Source organism: Mycobacterium sp. NGS40 (assembly GCF_059812735.1).
Genome location: NZ_JCALDG010000012.1, coordinates 12980 through 26471, shown reverse-complemented (window position 1 = coordinate 26471; position 13492 = coordinate 12980). Strand labels below are relative to the sequence as shown.

14 protein-coding genes and 1 pseudogene are annotated in these 13492 nt (G+C 66.6%); 6 read left to right on the top strand and 9 right to left on the bottom strand.

Translation table 11 applies throughout. The features are described from left to right. Positions 1–4: 4 nt before the first annotated feature. Positions 5–752, top strand: a pseudogene (locus AC5Y5O_RS18920) (GGDEF domain-containing protein). Here AC5Y5O_RS18920 and AC5Y5O_RS18915 read toward each other — a convergent pair. Then, the gene (locus tag AC5Y5O_RS18915; protein ID WP_096289751.1) at positions 749–1261 is read right to left on the bottom strand and encodes a DoxX family protein; all 513 of its coding nucleotides are present in this window, start codon (positions 1259–1261) and stop codon (positions 749–751) included. The pseudogene AC5Y5O_RS18920 and the gene AC5Y5O_RS18915 sit on opposite strands and share 4 nt — an antisense overlap. A 170-nt stretch (positions 1262–1431) precedes the next feature. Here AC5Y5O_RS18915 and AC5Y5O_RS18910 point away from each other — a divergent pair, with 170 nt between their 5' ends. Further along, complete coding sequence (locus tag AC5Y5O_RS18910) at positions 1432–3042, top strand: pyruvate, phosphate dikinase (protein WP_096291325.1); 1611 nt, start codon at positions 1432–1434, stop codon at positions 3040–3042. Beyond that, positions 3039–3644, top strand: coding sequence for a MarR family transcriptional regulator (locus tag AC5Y5O_RS18905; RefSeq protein WP_500026656.1), 606 nt, complete (start codon positions 3039–3041; stop codon positions 3642–3644). Before AC5Y5O_RS18910 ends, AC5Y5O_RS18905 begins: the two co-directional genes overlap by 4 nt. Before the next feature lie 3 nt (positions 3645–3647). Here the strand turns inward: AC5Y5O_RS18905 and AC5Y5O_RS18900 are convergent, their stop codons facing one another. The 5 genes from AC5Y5O_RS18900 to AC5Y5O_RS18880 form a co-directional block, all read right to left on the bottom strand. After that, a complete protein-coding gene (locus AC5Y5O_RS18900) occupies positions 3648–4901 on the bottom strand; it encodes a WS/DGAT/MGAT family O-acyltransferase (RefSeq protein ID WP_500026650.1) in 1254 nt (417 codons plus the stop codon). A gap of 4 nt (positions 4902–4905) precedes the next feature. Then, complete coding sequence (locus tag AC5Y5O_RS18895; RefSeq protein WP_500026647.1) at positions 4906–5808, bottom strand: alpha/beta fold hydrolase; 903 nt, start codon at positions 5806–5808, stop codon at positions 4906–4908. 176 nt (positions 5809–5984) lie between these two features. Beyond that, the gene (locus tag AC5Y5O_RS18890) at positions 5985–6779 is read right to left on the bottom strand and encodes a sigma 54 modulation/S30EA ribosomal C-terminal domain-containing protein (RefSeq protein WP_500026645.1); all 795 of its coding nucleotides are present in this window, start codon (positions 6777–6779) and stop codon (positions 5985–5987) included. 90 nt (positions 6780–6869) lie between these two features. Then, positions 6870–7304, bottom strand: coding sequence for an Hsp20/alpha crystallin family protein (locus tag AC5Y5O_RS18885; protein WP_096291326.1), 435 nt, complete (start codon positions 7302–7304; stop codon positions 6870–6872). Between the two features lie 170 nt (positions 7305–7474). Then, positions 7475–7978: a VOC family protein gene (locus tag AC5Y5O_RS18880; protein ID WP_096289756.1), complete on the bottom strand. Its 504-nt coding sequence runs from the start codon at positions 7976–7978 to the stop codon at positions 7475–7477. A 99-nt stretch (positions 7979–8077) separates the two neighbouring features. Between AC5Y5O_RS18880 and AC5Y5O_RS18875 the strand changes: the two genes are divergently transcribed. Further along, on the top strand, positions 8078–8947 hold the full coding sequence (locus AC5Y5O_RS18875) for an alpha/beta fold hydrolase (RefSeq protein WP_500026644.1): 870 nt from the start codon (positions 8078–8080) through the stop codon (positions 8945–8947). 24 nt (positions 8948–8971) lie between these two features. Here AC5Y5O_RS18875 and gnd read toward each other — a convergent pair whose 3' ends face one another. Both gnd and AC5Y5O_RS18865 read right to left on the bottom strand, forming a co-directional pair. Then, complete coding sequence (gene gnd / locus AC5Y5O_RS18870; protein ID WP_096289758.1) at positions 8972–10000, bottom strand: phosphogluconate dehydrogenase (NAD(+)-dependent, decarboxylating); 1029 nt, start codon at positions 9998–10000, stop codon at positions 8972–8974. 11 nt (positions 10001–10011) lie between these two features. Then, positions 10012–11421, bottom strand: a complete 1410-nt coding sequence (locus AC5Y5O_RS18865) for a glucose-6-phosphate dehydrogenase (protein ID WP_096289759.1) — start codon at positions 11419–11421, stop codon at positions 10012–10014. Positions 11422–11545: 124 nt separating this feature from the next. Here AC5Y5O_RS18865 and AC5Y5O_RS18860 point away from each other — a divergent pair, with 124 nt between their 5' ends. Next, complete coding sequence (locus tag AC5Y5O_RS18860; protein ID WP_500026643.1) at positions 11546–12364, top strand: adenylate/guanylate cyclase domain-containing protein; 819 nt, start codon at positions 11546–11548, stop codon at positions 12362–12364. Here the strand turns inward: AC5Y5O_RS18860 and AC5Y5O_RS18855 are convergent. Then, a complete protein-coding gene (locus AC5Y5O_RS18855) occupies positions 12331–12516 on the bottom strand; it encodes a hypothetical protein (RefSeq protein WP_096289761.1) in 186 nt (61 codons plus the stop codon). The two genes, AC5Y5O_RS18860 and AC5Y5O_RS18855, sit on opposite strands and share 34 nt — an antisense overlap. A 160-nt stretch (positions 12517–12676) precedes the next feature. Between AC5Y5O_RS18855 and AC5Y5O_RS18850 the strand changes: the two genes are divergently transcribed. Continuing rightward, on the top strand, positions 12677–13357 hold the full coding sequence (locus AC5Y5O_RS18850; RefSeq protein WP_096289762.1) for a guanylate cyclase: 681 nt from the start codon (positions 12677–12679) through the stop codon (positions 13355–13357). Positions 13358–13492: the final 135 nt, after the last annotated feature.

Genomic DNA, 13492 nt, shown 5'->3' with positions numbered 1-13492 from the left:
TCGGCTGCGGCTACATACCAGTGCCGGCAGCGGCTTCTACGCCGGCGAGCAAGTCCGGCTGCTGCGAATCTTCTTGGGCGGCACGACTTTTCTTTACGCCTATGGCGTGGCGTTCACCCTCTTTCCCCTCCGCAAGGGGCCACCCCGATCGTGATGGCCTTCCACGTCGCGATCCTCACCGAGTTCGTCTGCCTGATCGCGCCGATCTTCCTGGCGATGTATTCATCTTCGTGATCGCGATCGCCGGTGCCGCCGAGTCGTTCGGGTTGCTGATGCGAGCCCTGGTCGCCGCGGCGTGCACCGATCCCCTCACGCGCCTGCTCAACCGGGCGGGTTGGAAGATCGCCACCGCCGACCTGCTGGACCGGTCCCGTTCGGCAGCCATCACCGTCACCGTCATGGTGTTCGACATCGACAACTTCAAGACGATCAATGACACCCACGGGCACCTGGCCGGCGACGAGCATCTGGTCAGCCGCGCGCAGTGCTGGCGAAAACTGGCGCCCGCCAATGCCGTTCTGGCCAGGCTGGGCGGCGACGAATTCGCGGTGTGTATCGCCGAGGACGCGAACCTGACGCCGGGCAGTTCCGACCGATTTCTCGCCGACGTCCGCCTGCACACCCCGGGCACCAGCATCGGCACCGCGTCGCACAGTGGTGTGGGCGCCGACATCACCGCGCTCTACGCAGCCGCCGACGCCGCGCTCTACGACGCCAAGCGCAAGAAGCTTCCGGGCGCGCTCGGGATCTAACCGGCTTGCTTGGCCGGCGGGCGGTAGAAGATCAGCAGCAGGCCGAGGCCGCCCGCCAGCCCGAGCCCGACCGAGATCAGCAGGCCGTTCCAGCCGATCAGCGGGTTGTTGATCCCGAAGATCAGCCAATCCAGGCTGAGCCGGCCGGGGCCCAGCGCGGCCACTGCGACCGCGCTGAGCGCCAGCACCAGGTTGTACTCCCAGCCCTCCTTGACGATGAAGAAGCCATTGTGGCGATGGACGGTCCAGGCCGCGACCAGCATCAGCGCAACAAAGCCGGCCGCCGGAATCGGCGTGAGCAGCCCGGCCGCCAGCCCCAGCCCGGCGGCGATTTCCGTGGTGGCGGCCACCGTGGCGTGAAATTTGCCCGGCTTCATGCCGATGCTCTCGAACCAGCGCGCGGTGCCCGGGATGCGGCCGCCGCCGAAGAACTTGTTGTAGCCGTGCGCGGCCAGTGTCACGCCCAGGACCAGCCGCAGGATCAGTAATCCGACGTCATAGGGAGTCATACGTGCAAACCTAGATCATCGGCCGGATCGGATAACAGCAGCGGTGAGCGGCTGTGGCGGTCGATCCGTGTGGGAACATAGCGGGCGTTCCCGCGTATGCCGAAACCAGCCGAGCCAGGAGGGGGTGCACCACGGCGCGTATCGCACGAGGCAACAGCACTCCCGAGAGCATCGGGCATGCGGCCACCTCCACCGACCACACCGTGGTGTTGCTGAACGGCGACGCGGACCATCCGCGGGAGATCCTGGGCAACAAGGGCCACGGCATCGAGGTCATGCAGCGGCACGGCCTGCCGGTGCCTCCCGCGTTCTGCATCACCACCGAGGTGGGCCTGCGGTATCTGGCCGAGCCCGCGACGACCCTGGACGCGATCTGGGACGACGTGCTGCGCCGGATGAAGTGGCTGGAGACCGTAACCTCCCGCACGTTCGGCCGGGGCCCGCGCCCGCTGCTGGTCAGTGTGCGCTCGGGCGCCACCCTGTCGATGCCCGGCATGATGGACACGATCCTGAACGTCGGCCTCAACGACGACGTGGTGCGGGCGCTGGCGGCGTCGGGGACCGAGAAGTTCGCCCACGACACCCGGCTGCGATTCACCGACATGTATCAGCGCATCGTCGGCGCAGCATCGCAATCCGTTCCGACCGACCCGTACGCGCAGCTGCGTGCCGGCATCGAGGCGGTGTTCGCGTCGTGGAATTCGCCGCGCGCGGTTGCCTACCGCGACCATTACGGCCTCGACGATCGCGGCGGCACCGCGGTGGTGGTGCAGGCCATGGTGTTCGGCAATCTCGGCGCCAATTCCGGTGCCGGAGCATGCTTCTCACGCAACCCGATCACCGGCGCCAACGAGCCGTTCGGCGAGTGGCTGCCCGGCGGCCAGGGCGACGATGTCGTCTCGGGGCTGGTCGACGTCGAACCGATCACCGCGCTGCGCGACGAGCAGCCGGCGGTCTACCAGCAGCTGATGGACGTCGCCCGCACCCTGGAGCGGCTCGGGTCCGACGTGCAGGAGATCGAGTTCACCGTCGAAGAGGGCAAACTCTGGCTGCTGCAGACCCGGGCGGCCGAGCGCTCGGCGCAGGCCGCGGTGCGACTGGCGCTGCAGCTGCATCACGAGGGGCTCATCGACGCCACCGAGACATTGCGCCGGGTCACCCCGGCCCATGTAGAGGCCCTGCTGCTGCCCGCGCTGCAACCCGAAATACGTTTGGCCGCACCACTTTTGGCCAAAGGCCTGCCCGCCTGTCCGGGCGTGGTGTCGGGCAAGGCCTACACCCGGGTCGACGAGGCGCTGGAAGCCGCCGACCGAGGTGAGCAGGTGATCCTGGTGCGCGACCACACCCGGCCCGAAGACGTGATGGGCATGCTGGCCGCCCACGGCATCGTCACCGAGATCGGCGGGGCCGCCAGCCATGCGGCAGTAGTCAGCCGCGAACTCGGCCGGGTGGCGGTGGTGGGCTGCGGCAACGGCGTGGCGGCGACGCTGGCCGGCAAGCAGATCACCGTCGACGGCTACGAAGGCGAAGTGCGCGAGGGCGATCTGGCCCCGACGTCGTGGTCGGAGAACGATACGCCCGAACTGCGCGAACTCGCCGACCTGGCGCGACGGATCAGTCCGCTGCGCGCGCACGCCGGCGGCGACCATCCCAGGCTGGCGGACACCGCCGACGCCACGGTGCGCGCCGCCCTGGACAGCGGCCAGACCGACGTGCTTTCAGACTCCCCGCTGATCGTCATGCTGGCCGCGCTGCGATCGTCGAGCCAGGCCACCGGATGACCGAACTGGCCGTGCTGCAAGCGGTCCGACTCAAGGGCCGGGTCAGCCCGGCCGACCTGAGCGCCACGCTGAACCAGGACGTCGACGATGCCGTCGAACAGCTGACCGACTCGGGTTTCCTGGTCGGTGATGCGACGTTGCGAATCAGCCCCAGCGGCCGCGACCGGCTGGACATTCTGCTCGCGCGGGAGCGCGAAGGCATCGACGGGGCGGCGATGACCGCCGCCTATGACGACTTCCGAAGCGTGAACGCCGATTTCAAAGCCCTCGTCACCGACTGGCAGCTCAAGGGCGGCCCCGCCGGAAAACCCAACGCGCACGACGACGCCGAGTACGACGCGGCGGTGTTGGCCCGCTTGGACGGCGTACACGCCCGGGTGCTGCCGATCATCGAAGCGGTCGCGGCCCAGCTGCCCCGGCTGACCGCCTATTCGGTGAAACTGGTTGCGGCACTGGACAAAGTCAAGTCGGGCGACAGCACCTGGCTGACCCGCCCCCTGATCGACTCCTACCACACCGTGTGGTTCGAATGGCACGAGGAGCTGATCGGCGCGGCCGGGCTGACGCGCGAGCAAGCGGCGAGATCCGGTGACGCACAGTAGCCTCTACAGCGCGGCGTCCAGCAACTCCAGATAGGCGTCGACGTCGGCATCTCCGAATCGAAAGACCGACTCCGCCGCGTGGACGCTGATCGCTACGGTCTCGCCGATGCCGTGCACTCCGTGCGTCAGACCCATCGACGGCGACAGTCCCGGATAGCCGGCCGTCAGCACCACCCGCGCATCCCCGAACCGCAGATCGGCGGGCCCGCGGTTGACACTGGACACCACGGTGTTGCCCAGCACCTGTGCGGATCGGGCGTCGGCGTCGAATCGTGAGATGCCCCAACGCAACAGCGGGGCGGGTACCGTCGCGAAAGCCCGGTCGCCCGCCCGTGTCGCCGGATGTTCGAATCGGCGCCGGCCGTTGGCCAGATCGGTGGCGATCCGATCCAGCCGCGCATCCAGCTCCAGCTGCGGATAGAGACCGACGACGACGTTCCCGAAATGATTATTCGCCTGCAGCACACCGGTTTTGGCCATCGGAACCTCCGCGCCCAACATATCGGTCGCGTCGGGAAGCAACCGCGACAGCGCGGTCGAGACCGCGGCGAGCACCGCGACGGTGACGCTGGGCCCGCGCAGCTGCGAGCGATGGCGCACCAGCGTGCGCATCGAACGGACGCCGTCGGGGCGGGTATTGGTGGCAAGCGCCGGGCGAGTCCCGGCCCCCGGTGCCAGCAGACCCGCCCGCGTATCGCGGACCAGCCCGCGGTGGCTCCACGCCGCCCGGGCGGCTCGCCACGCGAAAATCCCCGGCGAGGGCCGTCGCACCTCGGGCACCGGCACCGCCCGACCGAACAGCCAGGCGGCCAGCGCCGCTCCGCGAACACCGTCGGCCAGCGCATGGGGTATCTGCAGGACCGCCACCGTGCCCGGGCCTTCGACACCCGCAACGCCGAGCACCGGCGTGAACACGTGGACCCGCCAGGGCATCCGGCGAAGGTCCAGCTGGCTGTCGGCGAAACCGGCAACCGCCGACAGGCAGGCCTGCCAACTGCGATCCGCGAGGTCGTGGCACACCACCTGCTCGGGCGTCACCGTGGTGGGCACCCACCGTGGATAGCTCAGCGAGCACCCATCTTCGACCCGCAACGTCAGCTCGGGGCACGCCTGAGCCCGGCGCCGAACCTCTTCGAGAGCACCACCCAGGTCGGCGGGTGCGCCGTCGAATGCATAGAGCAGGAACTCGTCGCTGGGGACCTTGGCCGACATCCAGTAGAACTGCGCATCAACGGCCGCCATTCGGCGCGCAGGCATGGCGTCAGCCGGGTGAGCCGATGAACGCCAGCACCCGCTCGGCGATTTTCTCGGGCTGTTCAAGCTGCAGAAAATGCCCGGCATGGTCGATGATCGCGACGTCGCTGCCGGCGGGCAGCACCTTTTCGGTCCAGTGCGCGAACGCCGCAGTCATACAACCGTCGTCGCGGCCATGCAGGTACAGCGACGGCAGGATCGGCGCCTTGGTCCACAGCTGGTTCAGTTCGGCGTACCGCTGCGGCGGCCGGGTGTTGCGCAGCGTGGCACGGTAGGTCCCCAGCGCCGCCCGCCAGCTTTCCGGTGTTCCGATCGCGGCATCGACGTGACGCAGGTCCTCTTCGGCGCCGCGATAGCCCGGCGACCACCGTCGCCACAGCCGCGGCAGCACCCAGGACGCGGAACGCTCAGGCAGCAAAGGCAATTGGAAGTAAAACATGTACCAGCTACGCCTCAGCTGACCCGGCAGCAGGCGGGCCAGCCGGGCGCGCTCGCTCACCTGGCCACGGAAGGCGGCCGAGACCGGCACCGACATGATCACGGCCTTGGTGAACGGGCTGTTCGGCATCGCGGCCAGGCCAGTGGCGGCAAGTGCGCCCCAGTCGTGTCCGATCACCACGTCGCGGTCGGTGCCCCCGGCGGCCTCGCGCACCCGCAGCGCGTCGTCCATGATCGCGCCCACGTGATAGCTGCCGTCGTCGGGTATGGACGACGGCGCGTATCCCCGCATGAACGGCGCGACGACCCGCCAGCCGGCCGCGGCAAGCAGCGGGGCCATCTTGCGCCAGCCGTAGGCCGTGTCGGGGAAGCCGTGTAAACACAGGGCGATCGGGGCGTCGGCTGGGCCCCAGGTGAGCGCCTTGAGGTCCGCGGGCGGCCCGGGCACGTCGATCCACCGCGGCTCGGTCATCTCGGGTAGTCCGCCATCTTCACTCCCTGTTCGGCACAATTCCGACCGCACACCTGACGGGCAATAACCCGCACCGACCAAAGTATCGTGCACGAATCAGAGTGCACCAACCGCTACTGGATATCGTCCAAATCCGCACTGTCGCAATATCTTCGGACCAGGCGACATCCCGGACGCTAGCCTGCCGGACTGATCAACCCGTAATGACCGTCATAGCGGCGGTACAAGACGCAGGCGCGGCCTGGCGCCGCGTCGATGAAGAACAGAAACGGCAGGTCCAGCAGGCCGAGGCGCTCGGCTGCCTGCGCTTCGGTAAGACACGGCGCCGGCTGGGAACTGATCGTCACGGGTCGTTCGAACGGGCTCAGCTGGTCCGCCAGTCCCGGTGCCAGCAGCGCTAGGCGGTAACCGGTCGTTCCACCGCGATAGAGCACCGCGACGGCACCGGTGCCTTTCTCGGTGAAAAGGTGAAAGTCGTAGTCCAGCAAGTCCATTTCGAGGACCGCCTCGTCCACCGTACCGGGTGCCATCGCGAACGACTTTCGCCGAATGATGCGGACCTCGGCCGCCGGCCGGGGGAAATAGCTCCGTCGATCGGTGGGCTCGGATTCGTGACGCCACTCGTGCGGATCGCTGACCAACCCCCGTTGCGCCTCCCAGTGTTGAGCGGCACGTTCCAGCCGGCGCCGAAGTCTCGCCTCGAGCCGATCGACGGCTTCGCGCGCGGTGACGCCGTGAGCTTGGGCGCGAATGAGCCGGCCGTCGACGTCCAGATTGGCTTGGGCGACGACGGCTCGCTCCACGGCCGGATCGCCATGCTTGGTCAGCCTGACGCGGGCATGCAGCACCGGCCTGGGGATGAGCCGCGCGACCTTGTCGATCTTGTCGCGCGCGTACTCCGCCGCACCGGGCAGCTCGCCGTGCGTTGTCACGACGAAATCCGTCCGGGCTGGGTCTGTCCCGTGGCGCATAATCTCCTTGCTACGCCGCCGGTTTCAGGCCTTCTAGGGTCAAAGGTCACCGCGCGCCAAGACGTGCGGCTGACGCTCGGACCACCGGGGTCAGCCTGCAGGTTGTACCGCGATGTGCTTCTCGGTAGCCGCAGTCTGTTCGGGCAGGGCCACGTCCACCGTCAAGATGCCCTTGTCGTAGCTGGCCTTGATGTCGTCTTCGTCCGCGCCGGCCGGCAGGGTTATCGACCGCATGAAAGAGCCGTAGGAGAACTCCGAGCGGCCGTTGGACTGATTTTTCTCGCTGCGCTGCGCCTTGATGGTCAACTGCCCGTCGCGCACCGTGATGTCGACGTCCTTGACCGGATCAATGCCGGGAAGTTCGGCACGCAGTAGGTAATGACCATCTTGTGTCTCATCCTCGAGCCGGATCAGGTTGCCACGACGCAAGGCCGACGGCACACCGTTGCGCAGATCCGACCAGAACTCGGACCAGTCCGGCAGCCACGAATGGGGTTGCTCGGGATGTGCGGGCAGATTGGTCATGATTCCTCCTTGGGCTTTGGTCTGCCGTTGAATTTCTTCCACCATCCCTCGTCGGTGTGGCGAGCGGTAGGGACGGAAGTCCCCATACGTCGGGCAATCTCGTGACTGTGTTGACTCGTCGGCGGCAAACCCATCGATCGAATCTATTGAAACGACAACGGAATTTGCGGTTAACGAGAGTGAGGCTCGGACGCTTGACCGGATGCCTCGGCCGCCGCGCGCTCGAGATCGGCGACGATGATCTTGCGCATGCCATACATCGCCTGGGTCGCGGCCGTCGCACGGGCCGGATCGGGATGGCTCACCAACTCGTAAAGCCGATTCGGGACGACCTGCCAACTGAGGCCGAAGCGGTCCTTGCACCAACCGCACTGCGATTCCTCGCCGCCGTCGGTCAACCGTTCCCAGTAGTAGTCGACCTCGTTCTGGTCCTTGCACTCGATCGTGAAGGACACCGCCTCGCTGAAGGTGAAGTGCGGTCCGCCGTTGATCCCGATGAACCGGGTGCCGTCCAGCACAAAAGTGCCCGACAGCACCGAGCCGGGCTCGCCGGGGCCAGCGTCGGTGCTCCGGTTGAATTCCTCGATTCGAGAGTTCGGGAACACCGAGATGTAGAACGTCGCCGCCTCCTCCATGTTGTGGTCGAACCACAGCGAGGGCGTGATCGATGGCATGGGTGTCTCCTCCTTTGTCGGGCTACCGGCTTCGGTCGCCGCATGGATAGACCCCACCAATCGGCAGAAATCATCGGCGGACTATGTAACGTCAGATCGATGAGCACCGTGAGCAGCAGTCCCCAGACGGTCAAATTCGCAGGTGCAGGCGATATCGGCCTCGTTGCCGACGAATGGAACCGGGACCCCGCGCTCGCGGGCCGACCGTCCATCCTGATGCTGCACGGCGGCGGCCAGAACCGGTTCTCGTGGAAGAACACCGGCCAGTATCTGGCCGACGAGGGCTACCACGTCGTGGCGCTGGACAGCCGCGGACACGGCGACAGCGACCGGGCGCCCGGCGCGGACTACGCGATCGAAACGCTGATGGCCGACGTCTTGCGCGTCCTCGACGCCATCGGCCGCCCGGTGGTGCTGATCGGCGCCAGCATGGGTGGACTGACCGGCATCCTGGTCGCCGACAGCGCGGGACCGGCGAAGGTGACCGGATTGGTGCTGGTCGACGTGGTGCCGCGGTACGAGAAGACCGGCAGCGCGCGCATTCGAGATTTCATGCTGACCAACCTGCACGGTTTCGGATCCCTCGAGGAGGCGGCCGACGCGGTCTCCGCCTATCTGCCGTATCGGGAAAAGCCGCGCAGCCCCGAAGGCCTGAAGAAGAACCTGCGGCTGCGCGACGGACGCTGGTACTGGCATTGGGATCCGGCGTTCATGACCGCGCCCGGGGACGACCCGGAGCTGCGCACCGAGCACTTCGAGCAGGCCGCGGCCGATCTCGAGATTCCGGTCCTGTTGATTCGGGGCAAGCTCTCCGACGTCGTCAGCCCCGAAGGCGTGCAGCATTTCCTGGCGACGGTTCCGCGTGCGGATTTCGTCGAGTTGTCCGACGCCGGGCACACCGCGGCCGGCGACGACAATGACGCCTTCAGCGACGTAGTGGTGGAGTTCGTCAAGCGGCTGACGGACTAGTCAGCCGCCGTCGCGGTCGCCGCGTCAGCCGCCCACTCCCGGTTTCTCCGCGTGCCCGCCGAACTGCTTGCGCATCGCCGACAGCGCCTTGTTGGCGAAGTCGTCGAGGCTGCGTGACGCGAAGCGGGACTGCAACGCGGTGGTGAGCACCGGCGCGGGCACCCCCTCGTCGATAGCCGCGATCGCGGTCCAGCGGCCCTCCCCGGAATCGGAGACCCGTCCGGAGAATTCCGACAGCGTGGGCGATTCGTGCAGCGCGATCGCGGTCAGATCCAACAGCCAGGAGCCGACGACGCTGCCCCGGCGCCACACCTCGGCGATGTCGGCGATGTCGAAGTCGTACTGGTAGCACTCGGGATTGGACAGCGGCGCGGTTTCGGCATCGCCCTTTTCGACACGCGTGCCGATATCCGCATTGCGGAGAATGTTGAGCCCCTCGGCGAGCGAGGCCATCATCCCGTACTCGATGCCGTTGTGCACCATCTTGACGAAGTGCCCGGCGCCGGAGGGACCACAGTGCAGGTAGCCCTTCTCCGGTTGGGCGACCTCGCCGTCGCGGCCCGGCGTGCGTGGCGCCGCGTCGACACCGGGCGCGATGGTCTTGAAGAGCGGCTCGGCGTGCTCGAAGGCGTAGTCGTCACCGCCGATCATCAGACAGTAACCACGCTCCCGGCCCCAGACTCCTCCGCTGGTGCCGCAATCGATGAGGTGAATCCCTTTCTCGGCCAACAGCTTTGAGTGCTTAAGGTCATCGCGGTAGTAGGAGTTACCGCCGTCGATCACGATATCTCCGGACTCGAGAGTGTCGGCCAGCTCCTCGATCACCGACGTGGTGATGTTGCCCGCGGGCACCATGACCCAGACGACGCGGGGGGCGGTCATCTTCTCGGCCAGCTCCGCGACCGAGAACGCCGCGGTCATCCCCTTCTCGTTGGCCAGCGTCTTGACGACTTCCTTGTCGTAGTCGTAGACGACGCCCTCGTGGCCGCCGTCGACGACACGACGGATGATGTTGGCGCCCATCCGGCCCAGGCCGATCATTCCGAGCTGCATTTCTGGTCTCCTTACTGTCCCGACTGCGTTTTTGGAGGGAACCACGGGTCTTGCCAATGGCGGTGACCGCGGACGAGCGACTGCGCGGCCTCGGGTCCCCAGGACCCGGGCTCGTAGGGGTGAATCTCGCCCGGTTTGTCGAGCAGTGGCTGGACGATGCGCCACGTCTGTTCAATGCTGTCTTCCCGCGCGAACAGCGTGCGATCGCCGGTCAGCGCGGCGTGCAGCAGCAATTCGTAGGGTCCCTCGGCTTCACCCAGGTCGGTGGCGAACAGCGAGTCCAGGTGGACGTCGTGCCATTCGTCGTGAACTTGGGCGGACAGCTGCATGCGCATGCCGGGTGCGGGGTCGATGCGCAGCACGATCTGGTTGGGCTCGGCCGCGCGGCGGTGCGGGAGGAAGGCCAGCTGCGGGACGCGGCGCAGAAACAGCCGCACCTCGGTGACCTTCTCCGGCAGTGACTTGCCGGCCCGCAGGAAGATCGGCACTCCGGACCAGCGCCAGTTGTCGATCTCGGTCCGCAGCGCGACGAAGGTCTCGGTCTGCGAATCCTTCGCCACCCCAGGGACATCGGTATAGCCCTGATACTGACCGCGGATGCAGTGGTCGGGATCCAGCGCCGGCATCGCGCGGAACACCTCGGACTTCTTGTCGTTGAGGTCGTCGGCACTACCGCCGACCGGCGGCTCCATCGCCACCATCGCGAGGACCTGCAGCAGATGGTTCTGCACCACGTCGCGCAGCGTGCCGACCGCGTCGTAGAACCTGCCCCGGTCCTCGACGCCGAAGTTCTCGGCCATCGTGATCTGAATCTCCGAGACGCTCTCGCGGTCCCACAGCGCGGCCAGCGCCTGATTGGCGAACCGCAGACATTCGAGTTCCACCACGGGCTGCTTGCCCAAGAAGTGGTCCACCCGCAGGATCTGCTCTTCCTCCAGCACCGCGTGCAGACGCTCGTTGAGTTCGCGCGCCGACTCGAGGTCGTGGCCGAACGGCTTTTCCACCGCGACGCGCGCGCGCGCGACCAGTCCCTCCCGGGCGAGGTTCTCGACGATCGGCGCGAACAACGCGGGCGGCATCTCGAGGTAGTACAGCGGGCGGTAGTCCGAACCGATCATCTCGGCGAGCCGGTGGTAGAGATCGCGCTCGGTGACGTCGCCGTGGATGTAGTCCAAGCGATTCGCCAGTCGATCGAACACTTCGTCGTCGATCTTCTCCCCGGCGTCGTTGATCGCCCCGCGCGCTCGCTCGACGAGTTCCTCGACACTGATGTCGTCGCTCGCCACCCCCAGGATGGGGCAGTCCAGCAGGTTGCGACGCTCAAGCCGATACAGCGCCCGAAAGGTCATCTTGCGGGCCAGATCGCCGGTAATTCCAAAGATCACCAGCAGGTTGGACGAATCACCACCGTCGTCGGCCAAGATCGAACCTCCCAAAAGTCACCGGATCGGTTCACTTGAGATTCACTACCCGGGGGTGATCGCACTCAACCCTAGACACTGCTGATAGGGCCGACAACCGGAAGCCATCGCACGCTTTGCAAGGATGCGTGACGTGGGTGATGCACTGCACATCGCGGTCTACGTCCTAGCCGGAGTTGCCGTGATCGAAGCCTGCGCACTTGGTGTGATGTTCAGGTTGCTGGTGCGTAGCCGGGAGGAAGCCGAGGAGTTAAGGCAACGTGCCGACGCCCGTAATTGGCTGATATCCGGTGGTCGCGAGGCCGTCAAGACGATGTGGAACACCGCCAACGTGATGCGCAAGGAGGGCTTTGGCGCGGCGGTACGCAGCAACATCGAAGACCTCGCCGACTGGGCCGAGGTCGAGCGGCCCGATCTCGCCCGGGTCACTCCCGACGGGCGGGTGGTGATTCTGTTCTCCGACATCGAGGAATCCACCGCTCTCAACGAGCGGATCGGCGACCGCGCCTGGGTCAAGCTGATCAGCTCGCACGACAAGCTCGTCTCCGGGTTGGTGAAGCGCCACTGCGGTCATGTGGTCAAGAGCCAGGGCGACGGCTTCATGATCGCCTTCGCCCGCGCCGAACAGGCGGTGCGTTGTGGCATCGAACTTCAACAAGAGCTGCGCCGGGACGCAAAACGCAAGCGGCACCAGGAGATTCGCGTGCGAATCGGTATTCACATGGGCCGCTCGGTGCGCCGCGGCGACGACCTGTTCGGACGCAACGTCGCGATGGCGGCACGGGTCGCGGCGCAAGCCGTCGGGGGCGAGATCCTGGTGAGCCAGTCGGTGCGAGACGCGCTGCGCGACTGTGACGACATCTGCTTCGACGAGGGCCGCGACGTCGAGCTGAAGGGATTTTCGGGCAGTTACCGATTGTTCGCCGTGGAGCCCTCACCCTGAGTATCGGACTCGGCCAGCCGCTGATGCAGCCGGGAGCGAATCTCGTCGGGGGTGTAGGCGCGGCGTTTGCGTTGATCGCGCACCACCAGCGCACCCCCGGCAACGACACCGGCGACGCCGGCCAGGCCGATCCACTTCCAAATGCTGCGCATACTTGACACGCTATTACCGCTATGGACACCCTTCGCGACAAGGTCGCCGTCGTCACCGCAGCGGCGACCCGGGATATCCCGCGGCAGCCACGGCGCGCAAGCTCGCGCGTGAAGCATTTCCGAAGAAGTAAGCGAAACCCCAAGCGATGAGCGGACTTACATGCTGACGCTGCAGCAAGCGCTGAACGAGACCCGGACCGGCGACCTCTGGTTGTTCCGCGGCGGTTCGAGACCCGATCGTGCCATTCAGACCCTGACGAACAGTCCGGTGAACCACGTCGGCATGACCGTGGCCATCGACGACCTGCCGCCGCTGATCTGGCATGCCGAACTGGGTGACAAGCTCGTCGACCTGTGGACCGCGACGAACCACCGCGGTGTGCAGCTCAACGATCTGCACCAGGCCGTCCTGCAGTGGAGTGAGCGCTACCACCAACGGTGCTGGCTGCGCCAGCTGACGCCGCACCCCACCCGCGAACAAGAGGACAAGCTGCTGCGCGTGATCGCGCGGATGGACGGCACCGCGTTTCCGACCACCGCGCGCCTGACCGGCCGGTGGTTTCGGGGCCGGCTACCGACCGCCTACGACTGGATGAAGGGGATCCCCTTCGTAGACAAAAAGGTTCAGGAGTCGACGCAGCGACGCAAGGAACGTCAGCGCATGGGCCTGGAAACGGCGTACTGCGCCGAGACGGTGGCGATCACGTACGAGGAGATGGGATTGCTCAACACCCAGAAGTACTCGAATTACTTTGACCCGGGCTCGTTCTGGAGTGGCGACACACTGCCGCTGGCGCCGGGATTCGCGCTGGGCGAAGAAATCGAAGTGGCTCTCGGCTAGCCGACCGCCATCTCCCCCATCTCCGACCAGCCTGCCATCTGACTGATGGGCGTGGGCTTCCGGGCCCGCGGCAACTCACCTGCTTGGAGTGCTCGCTGTCGACGTGGCCGCCGCCACTCTCCGCCGCAATAGCAA

Bases quoted from the DNA above. Each gene is read 5' to 3' on its own strand.
- AC5Y5O_RS18880 (WP_096289756.1), bottom strand. From the start codon at position 7,978: ATGCCATCGATCACGCCCTCGCTGTGGTTCGACCACAACATGGAGGAG.
- AC5Y5O_RS18915 (WP_096289751.1), bottom strand. From the start codon at position 1,261: ATGACTCCCTATGACGTCGGATTACTGATCCTGCGGCTGGTCCTGGGC.
- AC5Y5O_RS18895 (WP_500026647.1), bottom strand. From the start codon at position 5,808: ATGACCGAGCCGCGGTGGATCGACGTGCCCGGGCCGCCCGCGGACCTC.
- AC5Y5O_RS18855 (WP_096289761.1), bottom strand. From the start codon at position 12,516: ATGCGCAGCATTTGGAAGTGGATCGGCCTGGCCGGCGTCGCCGGTGTC.
- AC5Y5O_RS18890 (WP_500026645.1), bottom strand. From the start codon at position 6,779: ATGCGCCACGGGACAGACCCAGCCCGGACGGATTTCGTCGTGACAACG.
- AC5Y5O_RS18860 (WP_500026643.1), top strand. From the start codon at position 11,546: ATGCGTGACGTGGGTGATGCACTGCACATCGCGGTCTACGTCCTAGCC.
- AC5Y5O_RS18885 (WP_096291326.1), bottom strand. From the start codon at position 7,304: ATGACCAATCTGCCCGCACATCCCGAGCAACCCCATTCGTGGCTGCCG.
- AC5Y5O_RS18850 (WP_096289762.1), top strand. From the start codon at position 12,677: ATGCTGACGCTGCAGCAAGCGCTGAACGAGACCCGGACCGGCGACCTC.
- AC5Y5O_RS18875 (WP_500026644.1), top strand. From the start codon at position 8,078: ATGAGCACCGTGAGCAGCAGTCCCCAGACGGTCAAATTCGCAGGTGCA.
- gnd (WP_096289758.1), bottom strand. From the start codon at position 10,000: ATGCAGCTCGGAATGATCGGCCTGGGCCGGATGGGCGCCAACATCATC.
- AC5Y5O_RS18900 (WP_500026650.1), bottom strand. From the start codon at position 4,901: ATGCCTGCGCGCCGAATGGCGGCCGTTGATGCGCAGTTCTACTGGATG.
- AC5Y5O_RS18905 (WP_500026656.1), top strand. From the start codon at position 3,039: ATGACCGAACTGGCCGTGCTGCAAGCGGTCCGACTCAAGGGCCGGGTC.